Source organism: Nocardioides zeae (assembly GCF_030818655.1).
GTDB lineage: Bacteria > Actinomycetota > Actinomycetes > Propionibacteriales > Nocardioidaceae > Nocardioides > Nocardioides zeae_A.
Map to the genome: position 1 here is coordinate 3,234,540 of NZ_JAUTAN010000001.1, position 17,182 is coordinate 3,251,721.

17 protein-coding genes, 1 tRNA gene and 1 pseudogene are annotated in these 17,182 nt (G+C 72.4%); 13 read left to right on the forward strand and 6 right to left on the reverse strand.

The genetic code is table 11. The annotated features are described in order from the left end of the window. Positions 1-13: 13 nt before the first annotated feature. A complete protein-coding gene (locus QE405_RS15340; protein WP_307202287.1) occupies positions 14-1,069 on the reverse strand; it encodes an ABC transporter substrate-binding protein in 1,056 nt (351 codons plus the stop codon). 207 nt (positions 1,070-1,276) lie between these two features. On the opposite strand from QE405_RS15340, the gene QE405_RS15345 reads away from it, so the two are divergent. Beyond that, positions 1,277-1,717 carry a MarR family winged helix-turn-helix transcriptional regulator gene (locus QE405_RS15345; RefSeq protein WP_307202289.1) on the forward strand — a complete coding sequence of 147 codons (441 nt, stop codon included), beginning with the start codon at positions 1,277-1,279 and terminating at the stop codon, positions 1,715-1,717. Positions 1,718-1,742: 25 nt separating this feature from the next. Here the strand turns inward: QE405_RS15345 and dcd are convergent, their stop codons facing one another. Further along, on the reverse strand, positions 1,743-2,318 hold the full coding sequence (gene dcd, locus QE405_RS15350) for a dCTP deaminase (protein ID WP_307202291.1): 576 nt from the start codon (positions 2,316-2,318) through the stop codon (positions 1,743-1,745). A 67-nt stretch (positions 2,319-2,385) separates the two neighbouring features. Between dcd and QE405_RS15355 the strand changes: the two genes are divergently transcribed. From QE405_RS15355 to QE405_RS15365, 3 genes are all read left to right on the forward strand, one after another. Next, positions 2,386-3,195 (forward strand): SGNH/GDSL hydrolase family protein, encoded by an 810-nt coding sequence (locus QE405_RS15355; protein ID WP_307202293.1) that lies wholly within the window; start codon positions 2,386-2,388, stop codon positions 3,193-3,195. A gap of 34 nt (positions 3,196-3,229) precedes the next feature. Then, a tRNA-Gly gene (locus tag QE405_RS15360) sits at positions 3,230-3,305 on the forward strand. After that, positions 3,305-3,979, forward strand: a complete 675-nt coding sequence (locus QE405_RS15365) for a DUF2461 domain-containing protein (RefSeq protein WP_307202295.1) — start codon at positions 3,305-3,307, stop codon at positions 3,977-3,979. The genes QE405_RS15360 and QE405_RS15365 overlap by 1 nt, the downstream gene beginning before the upstream one ends. 15 nt (positions 3,980-3,994) lie before the next feature. On the opposite strand, the gene QE405_RS15370 is transcribed toward QE405_RS15365, so the two are convergent. Together QE405_RS15370 and QE405_RS15375 are read right to left on the reverse strand one after the other, a co-directional pair. Then, on the reverse strand, positions 3,995-4,456 hold the full coding sequence (locus QE405_RS15370) for an RrF2 family transcriptional regulator (RefSeq protein ID WP_307202297.1): 462 nt from the start codon (positions 4,454-4,456) through the stop codon (positions 3,995-3,997). 41 nt (positions 4,457-4,497) lie between these two features. Next, entirely contained in the window at positions 4,498-5,406 is a 909-nt protein-coding gene (locus tag QE405_RS15375; RefSeq protein WP_307202299.1) for a sulfite exporter TauE/SafE family protein, read from the reverse strand. Between the two features lie 236 nt (positions 5,407-5,642). On the opposite strand from QE405_RS15375, the gene QE405_RS15380 reads away from it, so the two are divergent. Next, positions 5,643-7,511, forward strand: coding sequence for an acyl-CoA dehydrogenase (locus QE405_RS15380; protein WP_307202300.1), 1,869 nt, complete (start codon positions 5,643-5,645; stop codon positions 7,509-7,511). Positions 7,512-7,601: 90 nt separating this feature from the next. Here the strand turns inward: QE405_RS15380 and QE405_RS15385 are convergent, their stop codons facing one another. Further along, positions 7,602-8,465 carry an ArgP/LysG family DNA-binding transcriptional regulator gene (locus QE405_RS15385; RefSeq protein WP_307202301.1) on the reverse strand — a complete coding sequence of 288 codons (864 nt, stop codon included), beginning with the start codon at positions 8,463-8,465 and terminating at the stop codon, positions 7,602-7,604. Positions 8,466-8,535: 70 nt separating this feature from the next. Here QE405_RS15385 and QE405_RS15390 point away from each other — a divergent pair. The 8 genes and pseudogenes from QE405_RS15390 to mnhG all read left to right on the forward strand — a co-directional run. Next, positions 8,536-8,937, forward strand: a pseudogene (locus QE405_RS15390) (LysE/ArgO family amino acid transporter); the annotation flags it as partial. Positions 8,938-9,004: 67 nt separating this feature from the next. Then, positions 9,005-9,160 carry a LysE family transporter gene (locus QE405_RS15395; protein WP_307202303.1) on the forward strand — a complete coding sequence of 52 codons (156 nt, stop codon included), beginning with the start codon at positions 9,005-9,007 and terminating at the stop codon, positions 9,158-9,160. A gap of 106 nt (positions 9,161-9,266) precedes the next feature. Further along, on the forward strand, positions 9,267-12,179 hold the full coding sequence (locus QE405_RS15400) for a Na+/H+ antiporter subunit A (RefSeq protein WP_307202305.1): 2,913 nt from the start codon (positions 9,267-9,269) through the stop codon (positions 12,177-12,179). Next, entirely contained in the window at positions 12,179-12,613 is a 435-nt protein-coding gene (locus QE405_RS15405) for a Na(+)/H(+) antiporter subunit C (protein ID WP_307202307.1), read from the forward strand. Before QE405_RS15400 ends, QE405_RS15405 begins: the two co-directional genes overlap by 1 nt. After that, a complete protein-coding gene (locus QE405_RS15410; RefSeq protein WP_307202309.1) occupies positions 12,610-14,304 on the forward strand; it encodes a Na+/H+ antiporter subunit D in 1,695 nt (564 codons plus the stop codon). Before QE405_RS15405 ends, QE405_RS15410 begins: the two co-directional genes overlap by 4 nt. Continuing rightward, positions 14,301-14,870 carry a Na+/H+ antiporter subunit E gene (locus QE405_RS15415; protein ID WP_307202311.1) on the forward strand — a complete coding sequence of 190 codons (570 nt, stop codon included), beginning with the start codon at positions 14,301-14,303 and terminating at the stop codon, positions 14,868-14,870. The genes QE405_RS15410 and QE405_RS15415 overlap by 4 nt, the downstream gene beginning before the upstream one ends. Further along, entirely contained in the window at positions 14,867-15,232 is a 366-nt protein-coding gene (locus QE405_RS15420; RefSeq protein WP_307202313.1) for a monovalent cation/H+ antiporter complex subunit F, read from the forward strand. Before QE405_RS15415 ends, QE405_RS15420 begins: the two co-directional genes overlap by 4 nt. Further along, positions 15,229-15,597 (forward strand): monovalent cation/H(+) antiporter subunit G, encoded by a 369-nt coding sequence (gene mnhG, locus QE405_RS15425; protein ID WP_307202315.1) that lies wholly within the window; start codon positions 15,229-15,231, stop codon positions 15,595-15,597. Before QE405_RS15420 ends, mnhG begins: the two co-directional genes overlap by 4 nt. A 37-nt stretch (positions 15,598-15,634) precedes the next feature. On the opposite strand, the gene QE405_RS15430 is transcribed toward mnhG, so the two are convergent. Then, the gene (locus QE405_RS15430) at positions 15,635-17,029 is read right to left on the reverse strand and encodes a DEAD/DEAH box helicase (RefSeq protein WP_307202317.1); all 1,395 of its coding nucleotides are present in this window, start codon (positions 17,027-17,029) and stop codon (positions 15,635-15,637) included. Positions 17,030-17,182: the final 153 nt, after the last annotated feature.

Consider the following 17,182-nt stretch of genomic DNA (forward strand, 5'->3'; position numbering starts at 1 on the left):
CTCGGGAGGTCGCTCAGTAGACCTGGGGCTCGCCACCGATGGCGGCCGCGACCTCGGGGATGAAGTGGTCGAGCGCGTAGGGGATGCCCAGGACGGACGGGAACGAGAGGCCCAGGGTGTCGTTCGGCTCGAGCGTGATGACGTAGTTGCCGTTCGCGATCGGCGGGATCTGCTGCAGCAGCGGCGTCTGGACGAGCTGCTCCGACTCCTCGGGAGTCGTGCCGTAGGCCAGGATCACGTCGGCGTCGAGCTCGGCCGCGCGCTCGGCGGAGACGTTGAAGTAGAACGCATCGGTGCCCCCCTCCTCGACGATGGGCGGGGACACCATGCCCAGCTCCTCGAGGATCGCCGGGCGGTTGTCGACCGTCGTGTAGACACCGACGTTGGAGAGGTCGGTCGGGTCGAAGAACGCCCAGATGAACGAGGCGCCGACGATGTCCGGGTTCTCCTCGGCCGTGGCCTCGAGGTCGGCCTTGGTCTCGGCGATGATCTCCTCAGCAGCCTCGGTGCGACCCAGCGCCTGGCCGGTCGTCTCCATCGACTGCTCCCACGTGGTGGCCCACTGGACGCCCGGGTGCGCGATGACCGGGATGCCGGCGTCGCTGAGCTTGTCGAAGTCGTCCTGCGTCAGGCCGGAGTTGGTCGCGATGACCACGTCGGGCTCGAGGCCGATGATCTGGTCGGTGGGCACCGCGTCGGTGACGTCGAGCAGCTCGGGGGCCTCGGCGCCGTCGATCTCGGCGAGCGCGTCGTCGAACCAGTCCGTGGTGCCCGCGGCGTTGCCGCCCCAGGTCATCTTCTGCACCGCGATCGGCGCGACGCCCAGCGCGGCGACGTTGTCGCCGTCGACGCCGAGCGTCACGATCCGCTGCGGCTCCTCCTCGATCGTGGCCTCGCCGTACGTCGACTCGATGGTCACGGGGAACGCGTCGGTGTCGGCGCTGGAGTTCGCCGCGGGAGCCGCACCGTCCTCGTCGGACGAACCGGTGGCACAGGCGCTGAGGCCGAGCATGGCGACGCTGGTCGCCGCGACGAGCGCGGAGGCACGACGCAGGGAGGAGAGCTGCACGGGGGATTCCTTCATGGAGCGGGGGAGGACGACCCGGCGGACGCTACTAAGGCCAGCCTTACCTTGGCAACTCCCCGTGGCGTGCGTCTCGCCGCGTCGCGCGCGGGGACAGGAAGTTGAGTTTTCAACCATCCGGCCCTACGTTGCTGCCCGGCGCCCTCGGGCGGCGCTCTCCCCCCGCCGCACCGAGGATCCCCTGGAGCCTGCATGACGACCGACGTCGCGACCACCCCCCGCCTCGACCACCAGCTGTGCGCCGACCTCGTGGCCGCCTCGCGCGCGGTCGTCACGGCGTACGACGCGGCCCTGGGCCGCCTGGGGGTGGACTACCCGCAGTACCTGGCCCTGCTCGCGCTCTGGGAGGCCGACGGCCCCGTCGGCATCTCGCACCTCGCGGACCGGCTGCGGCTGCCCGTCGAGCAGCTGCAGCCGACGGTGCGGTCGATGGTCGTCGCGCGGACGGCGACGCGCGCCCCCGACGCCACCGACCCCGCGGGATGGGCGGTCGCACCGGGTCCGCGCGCCGAGGAGCTGCGCGCCGGGGTCACCCAGGTGCACTGCGACCTCAAGGCGCGGCTGGCGATGGACGTGCTCGAGTTCCGCGAGCTCCAGGAGACACTGCGCTCGATCACGCGCGCCATGTCCTGACGGCAGGCAGGCCGCCGTCCGGCCGTCAGATGGTCGTGCGGTGGAAGTTCAGGTAGGACCGCGACGGCGTCGGGCCGCGCTGCCCCTGGTAGCGGGACCCGTAGCGCTCCGAGCCGTAGGGGTGCTCCGCCGCCGAGCTCAGCCGGAAGAAGCACAGCTGGCCGATCTTCATCCCGGGCCACAGCTTGATGGGCAGGTTCGCCACGTTCGCCAGCTCCAGCGTCACGTGCCCGGAGAACCCGGGGTCGATGAACCCGGCGGTCGAGTGGGTCAGCAGGCCCAGCCGCCCGAGCGACGACTTGCCCTCGAGCCGGGCCGCGATGTCGTCCGGCAGGCCGACCACCTCGTAGGTCGACCCCAGCACGAACTCCCCCGGGTGGAGGATGAACGGCTCGTCGCTGCCCGTCTCGACCTCGCGCGTCAGGTCCGCCTGGTCCTCGGCGGGGTCGATGTGGGCGTGCAGGTGGTTGTCGAACACCCGGAAGAACTTGTCGAGCCGCACGTCGACCGACGACGGCTGCACCATCTCGGGCGCGTAGGGCTCGAGGGAGACCCGGCCGGCGTCGATCTCGGCCTTGATGTCGCGGTCGGAGAGAAGCACGGGGGTCAACCTAGCGGCCCCGACCCCTGGTGTGCGCCGCGACCGCAACCAGTTGCACACTGAAGGTATGCCTGCCACGCCCCCGTACCTCCGCTACGTCGCCCTGGGCGACTCCTTCACCGAGGGGGTCGGCGACCGCGACCCCGACCGCCCCAACGGGGTGCGGGGCTGGGCGGACCGGGTCGCCGAGGTGCTCGCGGACCGCGCCGCGGCCGCCGGCGAGACCTTCGGCTACGCCAACCTCGCCATCCGCGGACGCAAGCTCGTCCCCGTGCTCGAGGAGCAGGTCGACCCGGCGATCGCGCTCGAGCCCGACCTCGTGACGCTCTACGCCGGCGCCAACGACATCGTGCGCCCCAAGGTGGACCTCGACGCCCTCGCGGTGGCGTACGACGAGGGCGTGGAGCGCCTCGCCGCCACCGGCGCGCAGGTCGTGCTGTTCACGGCGTTCGACCCGGGCCAGGGCGGCCTCTACGCGCCGATCCGCGGCCGCTTCGCCCTCTACAACGAGCACGTCCGCGAGATCGCCGACCGGCACGGCGCCGTGGTGGCGGACTCGTGGCGGATCGCGCACCGCCTCCCGGGCGAGCTCGTCGCCTCCGACGCACGGCTGTGGGACGTCGACCGGATGCACCTCGGGCCGGCCGGCCACCAGTTCGTCGCCATGATGGTGCTCGACGCGCTCGGGCTCGCCGACCACGGTCTCGCGCCCGTCCCGCTGGCGGAGGCCCTCGCCGTACCCCGTCTCCAGCGCGCCCGCGCCGACCTCGACTGGGCACGCCAGCACCTCGCGCCGTGGGTGCAGCGGCGCCTCACGGGGCGCTCCTCGGGCGACACGATCACCCCGCGTCGTCCGGGGCTCGCGCCGATCGAGTAGCATCGGGCCCGGCCGTGCCACCCGCGGCGGCCGTGCGGACGTAGCTCAGTTGGTAGAGCGCGACCTTCCCAAGGTCGATGTCGCGAGTTCGAGTCTCGTCGTCCGCTCCATGTCTGCCACGACTCTCCCCTTCGAGGGCTTCGGCGAGGCCGCGCTCGACTTCTACGACGACCTCGAGCTCGACAACACCCGCTCGTTCTGGCTGGCCCACAAGGAGCAGTACGACGCGGCCGTCCGCGCCCCGATGCTCGCCCTCACCGCCGCGCTCGAGGCCGAGTTCGGCGCCGCGAAGGTGTTCCGGCCCTACCGGGACGTGCGCTTCCGCAGCGACAAGACGCCCTACAAGACCCACCAGGGCGCCTTCGTCGCCGCCGGCCCGTCCTGCGGCTTCTACGTGCAGGTCTCGGCCGCGGGCGTGCGCACGGGCGGCGGCTTCTACCGGGCGGAGGCGGACGCGCTCGCGCGCTTCCGGGCGTACGTCGCGGACGACGCCACCGGCCCGACGCTCGTCGACGACGTGGCCGCGGTGGAGCGCCGGGGCTGGTCGGTCGGCGGCGACACGCTCAAGACCGCGCCCCGCGGCTTCGCCAAGGACCACCCGCGCATCGAGCTGCTGCGCCACCGCTCGCTCACCTTCGGGCGCGACCACGGCTTCGCGCCCGAGGTCATCGGCGTACCGGGGTTCGCGGACCGGGTGCGCGCCGACTGGCGCGAGCTGCGGCCCGTGGTGGAGACGCTCGCCGAGGTGCTGACCGATCCGTTCGGCGACCAGCCGGACCTCTGACGGGCCCCTGACGGCCTAGCGCGTCTGCCAGGCGTCCTCGTCGGCGGTGCGCCGCGTGACGACCTCGGGCATGTCGCCCGACGACAGGTGCGCGATGGTCACGTTCTCGAAGACGTCGCGGAGCGAGGAGCGCGCCGCGATCCAGACGTGCTGGAGCACCGCGGCCGAGTCGTTGTAGGTCACCGACTCCGGGCGCAGCCCGTAGACGGACACCAGCGGGCCGTCGACCGCGCGGATCACGTCCGCCACCGAGATCTCCCCGGCGGCGCGCTGGAGCCGCCACCCGCCGTACTGCCCGCGCTGCGACACCACGATGCCCGCGCGCCGCAGGTCGGCGAGGATCGCCTGCAGGAAGCCGTGGGGGATCTCCTGGAGCCGGCCCAGCTCCTCCGCGCTCACCGGGCGCCCGTCCTCGCGCTCGACGGCCATCTCGATGAGGGCTCGCAGGGCGTAGTCGGACTTCGCGGAGACGCGCATGCCGCGATTCTGTCAGAAGGGCGGCGCCGACACGCGCCCGCTCAGACGGTCTGGAGCTCCTCGCGCGGTTCGCCCGCGCCCGCCTCGGCACGACGGAGGGCGATCTCGTCGCGCACCGCCCACACGATCCCCGCGATCCACAGCGCCCCGACGACCGCGGCCAGCGCCCCCACCTGGGTGCCCACGAGCCCCAGGCTGCCGCCGATCGTCGTCGAGTTCGTGAGGACGATGAGACCGCCCGCCGCGACACCGAGCACGCGCGCCGGGAGGATCTTGACGAGGTACGCCGCGATCGGGGCCGCGACGACGCCGCCGGCGAGGAGCGCGAGCGCGTAGCCCCAGTCGATGCCCGCGGCACCGAGCCCCACGAGGAAGCCGAGCGAGCCACCGACCGCGACCACGAACTCGGAGGTGTCGATCGAGCCGACCACCTTCCGGGGCTCGAGCCGGCCGGACGAGAGGAGGGTCGTCGTGCCGACCGGGCCCCACCCGCCGCCGCCGATCGCGTCGAGCGCGCCACCGAAGAGCCCCATGGGCGCGAGGAAGCGCGCGCTCGGGCGGCCACGGAACTGCGGCCGCCGCCCGCGGAGCACGAGGAAGCGGTAGATCACGTAGAGACCGAGCACGAGCAGGATCCCCGCCACCCACGGCTTCGCGGTGTCGCCGGGGAGACTGACGAGGAACGTCGCCCCGACGAAGGCACCGACGAAGCCGGGCCCGGCCAGGATGGCGACCGTGCGCCAGTCCACGTTGCCGAGCCGATGGTGGGAGAAGCCCGAGACCAGCGACGTACCGATCTCGGAGAAGTGGACGGCGGCGGAGGCCGCGGCCGGGGCGACACCCGCGGCGAGGAGGAGGGTCGAGGAGGTCACGCCGTACGCCATGCCGAGGGACCCGTCGACGAGCTGGGCGAGGAACCCCACCACGCCCAGCACGATCAGCTGCTTCATCCCGCTCCCTCTCCATCTCGACCCGGCGACCCAAGTCGACAAGAAAACCTAGGTTAGGCGTCTCGATGGTGCCGGGGGGATCCACATGGTGGATCTCCGCGACAGGACAGTGACGTGATCCGGGGAACCAATCGGTGCGACGACTTGAATCCACGGCGGGTCTGGCGGATCATTCATGTTACTTGCCAGTAGCGATCGCCGCTGGCGCCCAACCGACCGCACGAAGGTGGAGTTCCGTGAGCCACTACAAGACCAACCTGCGTGACATCGAGTTCAACCTCTTCGAGGTGCTCGGGCGCGACGAGATCCTCGGCAGCGGCCCGTTCGCGGAGCTCGACGGCGAGACCGCGCGCGAGATCCTCCGCGAGGTCGAGCGCCTCAGCCGCGAGGACCTCGCGGCGTCCTACGAGGACGCCGACCGCAACCCGCCGGTCTTCGACCCCGAGACCCACACGGCGCCGATCCCCGCGTCCTTCAAGAAGAGCTACGACGCCTGGATGGACTCCGAGTGGTGGCGCCTCCAGATCGTCGAGGACCTCGGCGGCCAGCAGGCACCGTCCAGCATCGTCTGGGCGCTCGGCGAGTTCGTGCTCGGCGCGAACGCCCCCGTGTGGATGTACGCCGCGGGCCCGGCCTTCGCCGGCGTGGTGCACCGCAACGGCACCGAGCGCGACAAGCGCATCGCGCAGCTGATGGTCGAGAAGAAGTGGGGCGCCACGATGGTGCTCACCGAGCCCGACGCGGGCTCCGACGTCGGCGCCGGCCGCTCCAAGGCCACCCCGAACGAGGACGGCTCGTGGAACATCACGGGCGTCAAGCGGTTCATCACGTCGGCCGAGTCCGACCTGCAGGACAACATCATCCACCTCGTGCTGGCCCGCCCGGCCGGCGTCGAGGGCGTCGGCGGCCCCGGCACCAAGGGCCTCAGCCTGTTCGTGGTGCCGAAGTACCACTTCGACCACGAGAGCGGCGAGCTCACGGGCGAGCGCAACGGCGTCTACGTCACGAACGTCGAGCACAAGATGGGCATCAAGGTCTCCAACACCTGCGAGGTCACCTTCGGCGACCCGCAGGTCGGCGGCGGCGAGCCGGCCCAGGGCTGGCTGCTCGGCGAGGTCCACGACGGCATCGCCCAGATGTTCCAGGTCATCGAGAACGCCCGCATGATGGTCGGCACCAAGGCCATCGCCACGCTGTCGACGGGCTACCTCAACGCGCTGGAGTACGCCAAGAGCCGCGTGCAGGGCGCCGACCTCACCAACTCGGCGAAGACCGCCCCCCGCGTCACCATCACCCACCACCCCGACGTGCGCCGCTCGCTGATGACGCAGAAGGCGTCGGCCGAGGCCATGCGCTCGCTCGTGCTCTACACGGCGTCGTGGCAGGACAAGGTGCAGATCGCGGAGGCCGCCGGCGAGCGCGACGAGCTCGCCGAGGCCGTCAACGACCTGCTCCTGCCGATCGTGAAGGGCTACGGCTCGGAGCGCTCGTGGGTGCTGCTGGGCACGGAGTCGCTGCAGACGTTCGGCGGCTCGGGCTTCCTGCAGGAGTACCCGATCGAGCAGTACGTGCGCGACGCCAAGATCGACACCCTCTACGAAGGCACGACCGCGATCCAGGGCCAGGACTTCTTCTTCCGCAAGATCGTCAAGGACCAGGGCCGCGCGCTCGGCCACCTGGCCGGCGAGATCAAGGGCTTCATCGAGTCGGAGGCCGGCAACGGTCGCCTCAAGAACGAGCGCGAGCTGCTCGCCACCGCCCTCGACGACGCCAACGCGCTGGTCGGCCTCATGATCAACGACCTCATGTCGGCGGACGCGTCGTCGGGCGGCGACATCCGCAACGTCTACAAGGTCGCGCTCAACACGAGCCGCCTGCTGATGGCGCTCGGCGACGTGGTCTGCGGCTGGCTGCTGCTCCGCGGCGCCGAGGTCGCGATCGCCAAGCTGGACGGCGACCCGGGCAAGGACAAGGCGTTCTACGAGGGCAAGGTCGCCGCCGCGCAGTTCTTCGCGCAGCAGAACCTCCCCCGGATCTCCGCCGAGCGGAAGATCGCCGAGTCCACCGACCTGGCGATCATGGACCTCGACGAGGCGGCCTTCTGATCCGCGCCTGACCCCGCTCCACCTGCACCACGCCGACGGCCCCCGGGATCCTTCCCGGGGGCCGTCGCCGTGCCGGGACCGCCGGCCTCGCTAGGCGGGTGACCCGGCAGCCGCCACGACCGCGTCGGTGAGGCGGTCGAGCAGGTCGGAGGCGACGCGCCAGCGCTGCCAGAAGAGCGGTACGACGACGGGTCCGGCCGGCAGGCGCACGAGCCGACCGCACTCGAGGGCGTCGCCCAGCTGGCCGTCGAGGAACATGCCCCAGCCGAGCCCGCGGCGCACGGCCTCCGCCATGTCCGCCGTCGTCGGCACCCGGTGCACGACCTCGGGTGGCGTCGCCCCGGCGGCGGCCACGATCTCGTGCTGGAGGTCGTCGCGCTCGTTGAAGCGCACGAGCGGCAGCAGCGACCAGTCGAGCCGCCCGTCCACGGTGGCCCGCTCGAGCAGGGCCGGGGCCACGACGGGGTGGTAGCGGAGGCCGCCGATCGCCCGCACCGAGCAGCCCTGCACGGGGGTGGGGTCGGACGTGACGGCGGCGAGCACCCGGCCCTGCCGGAGCAGCCGGAGCGTGTGGGCCTGGTCCTCGACGTACAGCTCGAGCGCGACGCGCTCCCACCCCGCCGCGACCTCGAGCACGTCGTGGAACCAGGTGGCGAGGGAGTCGGCGTTGACGGCCACGGCGGCGCGCAGCACGGCGGAACCGCCGCCGAGCCGGCGGTCCGCCTCGGCGGCGAGCAGCGCCGTCTGCCGGCCCAGGGTCACGAGCACCTCCCCCGTGGACGTCGCCCGGCACGGCACGCTGCGCGAGACGACGACCTGACCGACCTGGGTCTCCAGCGCCCGGATCCGCTGGCTCACGGCGGACGGGGTCACGTGCAGCGTGCGGGCGGCGGCGTCGAAGGTGCCGGTCTCGACGACGGCGACGAGGGCGGCGAGCTGGGCGGGGGCGTACATGAAGCGATGCTAATGCTCCTGCAGATTCTTTCGCTTCCCTTCAGGCGGCGCGCTGCCTAGCGTCGGCGCCATGGACACGACCACGACCGCCGTCGCCGCCGCGACAGGTCTCCTCACCGCGCTCGGCCTCATCGTCGCGATCGGCGCGCAGAACGCCTTCGTGCTGCGCCAGGGCCTGCTGCGACGACACGTCGGCCCGGTCGTGGCGGTGTGCGCGGCGTCCGACGCGGTGCTGATCGTCGCCGGCGTCGCCGGGATCGGCACGCTGGTGGCCCTCGCGCCGGCGGTCGTCGACGTTCTGCGCTGGGGCGGGGTCGCGCTCCTCACGGCCTACGGGCTGTTGGCGCTGCGCCGCGCCGTACGCCCCGCGGCCCTCGACCCGGCGGCCGCCGCCGGGCGCGGGATCGGCCGGACGGTCGCGACCGCCGCCGCCCTCACCTGGCTCAACCCGCACGTCTACCTCGACACGGTGCTCATGCTCGGCTCCGTCGCCCAGCAGGAGGGCCCCGCACTGCGCTGGTGGTTCGCGGCGGGGGGCGGTGCTGGCGAGCGTCCTGTGGTTCACGGGACTCGGGTACGGCGCGGGGCGCGCCCACCGGCTGCTGGAACGCCCGGGCACCTGGCGCGTGCTGGAAGCCCTCGTCGGCGTCGTCATGCTGGCGATCGCCCTGCGCCTGGCGTTGCAGCCCGTCTGAACCGGGCGCGAGGGCCACTGGACGCGTCGCCTAGAATCGGACGAGCCCCGACCTCCGTTCCGCCCTTGCTGACGCCTGCCCGCGACCAGCACCGACCACGAAGGCCGTGCACTTGCTCGCAGTCGCCGTCGCCCACTTCGTCGCCGCCGCGGCTGCCCCTGCCCTCGTCCGCCTGCTCGGTCGTCGCGCGTTCCTCGTGCTGGCGCTCCTCCCGGCGGCCACCACGGTCTGGGCGCTGACGCTCTACGGCGACGTGAAGGACGGCGGCACCGTCACCTCCGTCGTCGACTGGGTGCCCTCGATCGGGCTCGAGCTGGCGTTCGCGGTGAGCACGCTGCAGTGGGTGATGCTGCTCGTCGTCGCCGGCATCGGCGTGCTGGTGATGACCTACTGCGCCTGGTATTTCAAGGACGGCGATCCCGGCCTCGTCATCTTCTCGTCGAGCTTCACGGCCTTCGTCGGCGCCATGCTCGGCCTCGTCCTCGCCGACGACCTGCTCGTGCTCTTCGTGTTCTGGGAGCTCACGACGATCTTCTCCTTCCTGCTCATCGGCTTCGAGCCGACGAAGCGCGCGAGCCGGCTGGCCGCGATGGAGGCCCTCATCGTCACGACGCTCGGCGGGCTCGTCATGTTCGTCGGCATGCTGCTGCTGGGGCAGGAGGCGGGCACCTACCGCATCACCGGGATCCTCGCCGACCCGCCGTCCGGCCCGGCGGTGACCGTCGCGGTGCTGCTGATGCTCGTCGGCGCGGTCAGCAAGTCGGCGATCTTCCCCTTCCACTTCTGGCTCCCCGGCGCGATGGCGGCCCCGACGCCGGTCAGCGCCTACCTCCACGCGGCCTCGATGGTGAAGGCCGGCATCTACCTCGTCGCCCTGCTGGCCCCGGCCTTCGCCGGGGTGCCCGGCTGGCACCTGTCGCTGCTCACCCTCGGCACGGTCACCATGCTGATCGGCGGCTGGCGGGCGCTGCGGCAGCGCGACATCAAGCTGCTGCTGGCCTACGGCACGGTCAGCCAGCTCGGCTTCCTCACCGTGGTCTTCGCGATCGGGTCCCGCACCGCCGCCCTGGCCGGGCTCGCGATGCTCGTGGCCCACGCCCTGTTCAAGGCGCCGCTGTTCCTCGTCGTCGGCATCGTCGACAAGCAGACCGGCACGCGGGACCTGCGCGAGCTGTCCGGCGTCGGCCGCGCGATGCCCGCCGTCGCGGCGGCCGGCATCATCGCCGGCGCCTCCATGGCCGGCCTCCCGCCGCTGCTCGGCTTCGTCGGCAAGGAGTCGGTCTTCGCGGCGCTCCTCGAGCTGGCGCACGGCGAGACGGCGGGCGTTCCCGGCTGGGGGGCGGGCTGGCTCGTCGTCGCCGGTCTCGTCGCGGGCTCGGCGCTGACGGTGGGCTACACGGCGCGCTTCCTGTGGGGCGCGTTCGCGACCAAGCCCGGGGTCGAGCCCACCGTGGTCAAGGCGCCGCACCCGGCGTTCACGGTCTCCCCCGTGCTGCTCGCCGCCCTGTGCCTGGGCGCGGGCTTCGCCGGCGCACCGCTGACGACCGCGTTCGCGCCGTACGCCGACACCCTGGTGCCGAGCGCCCACGAGGAGTACCTCGCGCTCTGGCACGGCTTCGGCCTCCCGTTGTGGTTCTCCGTCGTCGCGATCGTGGTCGGCGTCGGGCTCTTCCTCGTGCGCGAGCCGCTCTGCCGCTTCCAGGCCCGCACGGCGCTGCCGGTCACGGCCGAGGGCGTCTACCGCTTCGGCATGCGGGCCGTCGACCGCTCGGCCGTCGAGGTCACCGGCTCGTTCCAGCGGGGCTCCGTGGCCAACTACCTGGCGATCATCCTGCTGGTGGTGCTCGCCCTGCCGGGGTACGCCGCGGTGCGCGCCCTCCTCGACGACGGGTCGCGCATCGAGCTGGTGGGCTACGACCGCCTGGCGCAGCCCATCATCGGCCTCGTCATCGTCGCCGCGGCGATCGCGACGGTCCGGTCGCGGCGCCGGCTGCGCGCGGTGATCCTGGCCGGCGTCACGGGCTACGGCTGCGGCCTCCTCTTCCTCGTCCAGGGTGCGCCCGACATCGCCCTCACCCAGGTGCTCGTGGAGACGGTCACCCTCGTCGTCTTCGTGCTGGTGCTGCGACGTCTGCCGGAGTACTTCACCAACCGCCCGCTGACGCGGCGCCGCTACTGGCGCGTGGCGCTGGCGGCCGCGTTCGGCACGGCCGCGGCGGTCTTCGTGATGATCGCCGCCGCCGCGCGGACGGCCACCCCCGTCTCGGAGGCGTTCCCCCAGGCGTCCGTCGACTTCGCCTACGGCAAGAACATCGTCAACACCACGCTGGTCGACATGCGCGCGTGGGACACGATGGGCGAGATCTCCGTGCTCGTCGCCGCGGCCACCGGCGTGGCGAGCCTGATCTTCCTCGACACACGGATGTCGGGCATCCGCCGGGTCGCCGACATCCCCTACCCGAAGGGCGTCGAGAAGCAGCCCACGAAGCCGGGGCGGCGCGTCTGGCTGCCCGGACCCCGCACGCTGAGCCCCGACCGCCGCTCGATCATCTTCGAGGTGGTCACCCGCCTCGTGTTCCACGTGATCATGGTCTTCGCGATCTACCTGCTCGTCGCGGGCCACAACATGCCGGGCGGCGGGTTCGCGGCCGGCATGGTGACCGGCCTGGCGCTCATGATCCGCTACCTGGCGGGCGGTCGCTACGAGCTCGACGAGGCGGCGCCCATCGACGCCGGCGTGCTCATCGGCACCGGCCTCTTCATCGCCGCGCTCGCGGCGCTCGCGCCCATGGCCTTCGGGGGAACGGTCCTGCAGTCCTACGACGTGTACGTCGACCTGGGCTTCCTGGGCGAGCCCCACCTCGTCTCCTCGGTGGTCTTCGACATCGGGGTCTACCTGGTCGTCGTCGGCCTCATCCTCGACCTGCTCCGCACGTTCGGGGCACGCCTCGACCGGCAGATCCTGCGGGCCGAGCGCGAGGACGACTCCGTCTCCCGTGCGACCGGAGGGGTGCACTGATGCAGGTCAACCTCACGCTCCTCGTGGTGGTCGCCGCCCTCATGGGCGCCGGCGTCTACCTGCTGCTCGAGCGCAGCCTCACCCGCGTGCTCGTCGGGCTGGTGCTCATCAGCAACGGCGTCAACGTCATGTTCCTCGTCGCGAGCGGTCGGGCCGGCACCTCGCCGATCGTCGGCAGCTCCGACCCCGAGGGCATGGCGGACCCGCTCCCCCAGGCCCTCGTGCTCACCGCGATCGTCATCACCCTGGGCACGGTCGCGTTCCTGCTCGCCATGGCCCACCGGTCCTGGCAGCTCAACGGCAACGACGACGTCCAGGACGACGTGGAGGACTCCGCCATCCGCAAGCTCGCCATCGACGACGCCACCTCCGACAGCTACGACCTGAGCACCAAGGGTCAGCACGAGGACGACCCCGTGGAGGAGGGCGCATGACCGCGCTCGTACCGCTCCCCGTCCTCCTCCCCCTCCTGGGGGCCGGGGCGGCGCTCATGCTGTCGAAGCGCCCGCGGGCGCAGCGGGCGATCACCGTCGGCGTGCTGGCCGCGATCGTGGTCATCGCGGCCCTGCTGCTCGTCGCCGCCGACCAGGACGGCCCGCAGGTCGTGTGGCTGGGGCAGTGGAAGCCGATCGGCATCGCGCTGGTCGCCGACCGTCTCGCCGCGCTCATGCTCCTGGTGTCGGCGATCGTGACGCTCGCCGTCCTCCTCTACTCCATCGGCCAGGGCATGACCGGCGACGAGTCGGAGACCCCGGTCTCGATCTACCACCCGACCTTCATGGTGCTGGTCGCCGGCGTCTCCAACGCCTTCCTGGCGGGCGACCTCTTCAACCTGTTCGTCAGCTTCGAGATGCTGCTGTTCTCCAGCTACGTGCTGCTGACGCTCGGCGGCACCGCGGCCCGCATCCGGGCGGGCACGATCTACGTCGTCGTCAACGTGCTGTCGTCGATGCTGTTCCTCGCGGCCCTGGCGGCCGTGTACGCCGCGGTCGGCACCCTCAACCTGGCCCAGATCGCGCAGCGGGTGGACGACCTGCCCGACCACGTCGCGCTCACCCTGCAGCTGCTGCTGCTCGTGACGTTCTGCATCAAGGCCGCCGTGTTCCCGCTGTCGCTGTGGCTGCCCGACAGCTACCCGACCGCGCCCGCGCCGGTCACCGCGGTGTTCGCGGGCCTGCTGACGAAGGTGGGCGTCTACGCCATCATCCGGCTGCAGACGCTGCTCTTCCCCGGCAGCCCGCTCACCGACCTCCTCCTGTGGGCGGCGCTGCTGACGATGCTGGTCGGCATCCTCGGCGCCATCGCGCAGTCGGACATCAAGCGCATGCTGTCCTTCACGCTCGTCAGCCACATCGGCTACATGATCTTCGGCGTCGCGCTCGCCACGACGACCGGGCTCTCGGGCGCGATCTTCTACGTGGCCCACCACATCACCATCCAGACCGCGCTCTTCCTGGTGCTGGGCCTCATCGAGCGCCGGGCGGGCAGCACGGCACTGCTCCGGCTGGGCGGCCTCGCCCGCTTCGCGCCGGTGCTGGGCGTGCTGTTCTTCGTCCCCGCGATGAACCTCGCCGGCATCCCGCCGCTGTCCGGCTTCCTCGGCAAGGTCGGCCTGCTCCAGGCCGGTCTCGCGCAGGGGTCGTGGCTCGCCCTCGTGCTCGTCGCGGGCGGCACCCTCACCAGCCTGCTCACGCTCTACGCCGTGGCGAAGACCTGGGCGCTCGCCTTCTGGCGCTCGCCGGAGCAGGCCCACGAGATGATGAAGCTCCTCCCGGGCACGGGCGACTCCCACACCGAGGAGGACGCCGCGACGCCCCAGCTCGTGCGTCACCGCGGCCACGTGCACGTCGGCTCCGTCGCCTTCGGCGAGCGCGACCTCGCCGAGGCCAAGCGGGTGGCGGACGCCGACGAGCCCGACCGCGACCTCTACCAGCGGGTCATGGACGGCTCGCTGCCCGAGCGCCTGCCCCTCTCGATGGTCGGCCCGGCGGCCGCCCTGGTGCTCGTCAGCGTCGTCATCACCTTCGTGGCCGGTCCCCTGTTCGGCTTCACCGACCGGGCCGCGGAGGACCTCCAGGAACGCACGCCGTACTTCTCCTCCGTGCTCGGGGAGGACACCCCGTGAGCCCCCAGATGAAGACCACCCGGTCCGGGAAGCAGCGACCCGCCCGCTACCGCTCCGTGCAGTGGCCGATGGTGCTGGTCCTGACGCTGGTCTGGTGGGTGCTGTGGGGCTCGTACTCGCTGTTCTCGCTGCTCGGCGGCGTGGCGGTCGCGGTCACGGTGTCCCTCGTGTTCCCGCTCCCTCCGCTGCGGATGCGGGTGCAGGTGCACCCCTGGGCCCTGCTCGTGCTGCTCGGCCGGTTCCTGTGGGACGTGCTGCTCGCGAGCCTGCAGATCGCGTGGTTGACCCTGTTCCCGCCGAAGCCCCTCACGAGCGCCCTCGTCGAGGTGCAGCTGCGGACCGACTCCGACTTCGCGCTGACGGTCGTGGCCGAGCTCCTGTCGCTCGTGCCCGGCACGGTCGTCGTGGAGGCGCACCGGGGGAGCCACACGCTCTACCTGCACGCCATCGACGTGACCGACGAGGAGGGCATGGAGCGGGTGCGGCGCAACGCGCTCGAGCAGGAGGCCCGGGTCCACCGGGCCTTCAAGGTGAGCGACGAGGACCTCGAGGAGACCGTGTCATGACCGTGCTGCTGATCATCTGCGGGGTGCTGCTGGGGGTCTCCGCGCTCCTGGTCGTCATCCGGATGACCCTCGGACCGACCACCCTCGACCGCGCGATCGCGTTCGACGTGCTGATCGCCATCAGCATCTGCGCGATCGCCGTCGAGGCGGCGATCGACCGCAACTCCGAGACCATGCCCCTGCTCCTCGTCGCGACGCTGCTCGGCTTCGTCGGCTCGGTGAGCGTCGCCCGGTTCTCGCCCGGCAGCGACGACGTCGAGGCGGAGCAGTCGGACGACCCCGTCAACCGCGCCCGCGGCGCCAACCGCCGCGAGCGGAGCCTCCGTGAGCACAGCCTGCGCACCCGGAGGATGAGCCGATGACCCTCACCGCCGTGCTCGACGTCGTCGCCGGGGTGCTCCTGCTCGCCGGTGCCGTGCTCTCGCTCATCGCCGCGATCGGTCTGCTGCGCTTCCCCGACCTGCTGACCCGCATGCACTCGGCGACGAAGCCGCAGGTGCTCGGCCTGCTGCTCGTGGTCCTCGGCCTCGCCCTCCGGCTCCGCGAGCCGTCGGCCATCGCCATCCTCCTGCTGGTGGCGGTGTTCCAGATGGTGACGGCCCCCGTGGCGTCGCACATGGCCGGCCGCGCGTCGTACCGCGCCGACCAGGTCCGCAAGGACCTCCTCGTCGCCGACGAGCTCAGCGACGCGCTCCCCCGGCTGGAGGAGAACCGCGGGGCGCCGTGAGCCCGCCGTCCCCGGTCCGCGTTTTCCCGCGCCCGGATCAGCGCCCGCTGCGCTCCGGGCGCTGGTCGCGGGACCGACGGTCCTCGGTGCGCGGGCCGCGGCGGTCGTCACGGCGGCCGCGGTCGCCGTAGGAGCGGGCGTCGCTGCGACCGCGGTGGCCACCCGTGCGCGGGGCACCCCCACGCGGACCACCGCTGCGCTGACCCTGGCGCGCCGGCGGCGCGGTGGTGCCCGACGCGTCGAGGGCCTCGGCGGTCATCGGGCGGGGGGCCGTGCGGATGTCGTGGTGCCGCACCTCGACGGCCGCGCCGCGCTGGAGGCGAACGACCGCGTCGAGGAACTTCGGCGTCGTGATGGTGACGACGGCGCCGTCCGTGCCGGCGCGGGCGGTGCGACCCGAGCGGTGCAGGTAGGCCTTGGGGTCGGACGCCGCGTCGAAGTGCACGACGAGCCCGACGCCGTCGACGTGGATGCCGCGGGCGGCGACGTCGGTGGCGACGACGACCTGCGCCGTACCGGAGGAGAAGCGGGCGAGGTTGCGCTCGCGGGCCCGCTGCGACAGGTCGCCGTGGAGGTCGACGGCGGTGACGCCGTGCTGCTCGAGCGCCGCGGCGAGCTCGATGGCGCCCTCGCGGGTGCGGGTGAAGACGATGGTGCGGCCGTTGGCCTCGACGAGCTGCACCGCGGCGTCGACCTTCTCGCGGAAGCCGCCCACGACGAGGGTGTGGTGGGTCATCGTCGTGACGGCACCGGCGTTGGGGTCGAGCTCGTGGACCTTCGGCGCGGTGAGGTGGCGCCGCACCAGCTTGTCGACGTCACCGTCGAGCGTGGCGCTCAGCAGCATGCGCTGGCTGCCGGCGGGCGTGCGGCCGACGAGCTCGTCGACGGCCGGGTAGAAGCCCAGGTCGCACAGGTGGTCGGCCTCGTCGAGCACCGTCACCTGGATGTCGTCGAAGGAGCAGTGGCCGCGCTCGACCAGGTCGCTCAGGCGGCCCGGCGTCGCGACGACGATGTCGGCGCGCTGGCGCAGCTGGCGGGTCTGGCGCTCGTAGGGCACCCCGCCGTACACCGTCGTCAGCTTCAGGCCCACGCCCGCCGCGAGCGGCTGCAGCGACCGCGCCACCTGGGTGGCGAGCTCGCGCGTCGGGACGACGATGACGGCGCGCGGGTGGTGGGGGCGGCTGCGCCCACCGGCGAGCCGCTCGAGCACGGGGATGCCGAACGCGAGGGTCTTGCCGGACCCCGTCTGTGCGCGGCCGAGCACGTCGGCGCCGGCGAGCGCGTCGGGGATGACGGCGGCCTGCACGGGCGTCGGGGTCGTGATGCCCTGCGTGGCCAGCGCGGCGACGATGTCGCGGCGCAGCGCGTCGAAGACGGTCGCCTCGGGAGCAGCCTCGGAGATGGCCGTGGGGGTGGTGGTGTTCTCGGACATGCGGGTTCTACTTCCTCGCGCGCAGCGCGATGACAGGCATGCGTCTGCGCCCGGAACCACGGGTGCGGGTCCGGGGGCCTGACGAGACGCGATCTCGATGGACCCGATCGCTGGTCTCTGCGCCGCGGGGAGCCGCACGCACCACACCGGGCA

Bases quoted from the DNA above. Each gene is read 5' to 3' on its own strand.
- QE405_RS15345 (WP_307202289.1), top strand. From the start codon at position 1,277: ATGACGACCGACGTCGCGACCACCCCCCGCCTCGACCACCAGCTGTGC.
- QE405_RS15355 (WP_307202293.1), top strand. From the start codon at position 2,386: ATGCCTGCCACGCCCCCGTACCTCCGCTACGTCGCCCTGGGCGACTCC.
- QE405_RS15365 (WP_307202295.1), top strand. From the start codon at position 3,305: ATGTCTGCCACGACTCTCCCCTTCGAGGGCTTCGGCGAGGCCGCGCTC.
- QE405_RS15370 (WP_307202297.1), bottom strand. From the start codon at position 4,456: ATGCGCGTCTCCGCGAAGTCCGACTACGCCCTGCGAGCCCTCATCGAG.
- QE405_RS15375 (WP_307202299.1), bottom strand. From the start codon at position 5,406: ATGAAGCAGCTGATCGTGCTGGGCGTGGTGGGGTTCCTCGCCCAGCTC.
- QE405_RS15385 (WP_307202301.1), bottom strand. From the start codon at position 8,465: ATGTACGCCCCCGCCCAGCTCGCCGCCCTCGTCGCCGTCGTCGAGACC.
- QE405_RS15405 (WP_307202307.1), top strand. From the start codon at position 12,179: ATGCAGGTCAACCTCACGCTCCTCGTGGTGGTCGCCGCCCTCATGGGC.
- QE405_RS15410 (WP_307202309.1), top strand. From the start codon at position 12,610: ATGACCGCGCTCGTACCGCTCCCCGTCCTCCTCCCCCTCCTGGGGGCC.
- QE405_RS15420 (WP_307202313.1), top strand. From the start codon at position 14,867: ATGACCGTGCTGCTGATCATCTGCGGGGTGCTGCTGGGGGTCTCCGCG.
- mnhG (WP_307202315.1), top strand. From the start codon at position 15,229: ATGACCCTCACCGCCGTGCTCGACGTCGTCGCCGGGGTGCTCCTGCTC.
- QE405_RS15430 (WP_307202317.1), bottom strand. From the start codon at position 17,029: ATGTCCGAGAACACCACCACCCCCACGGCCATCTCCGAGGCTGCTCCC.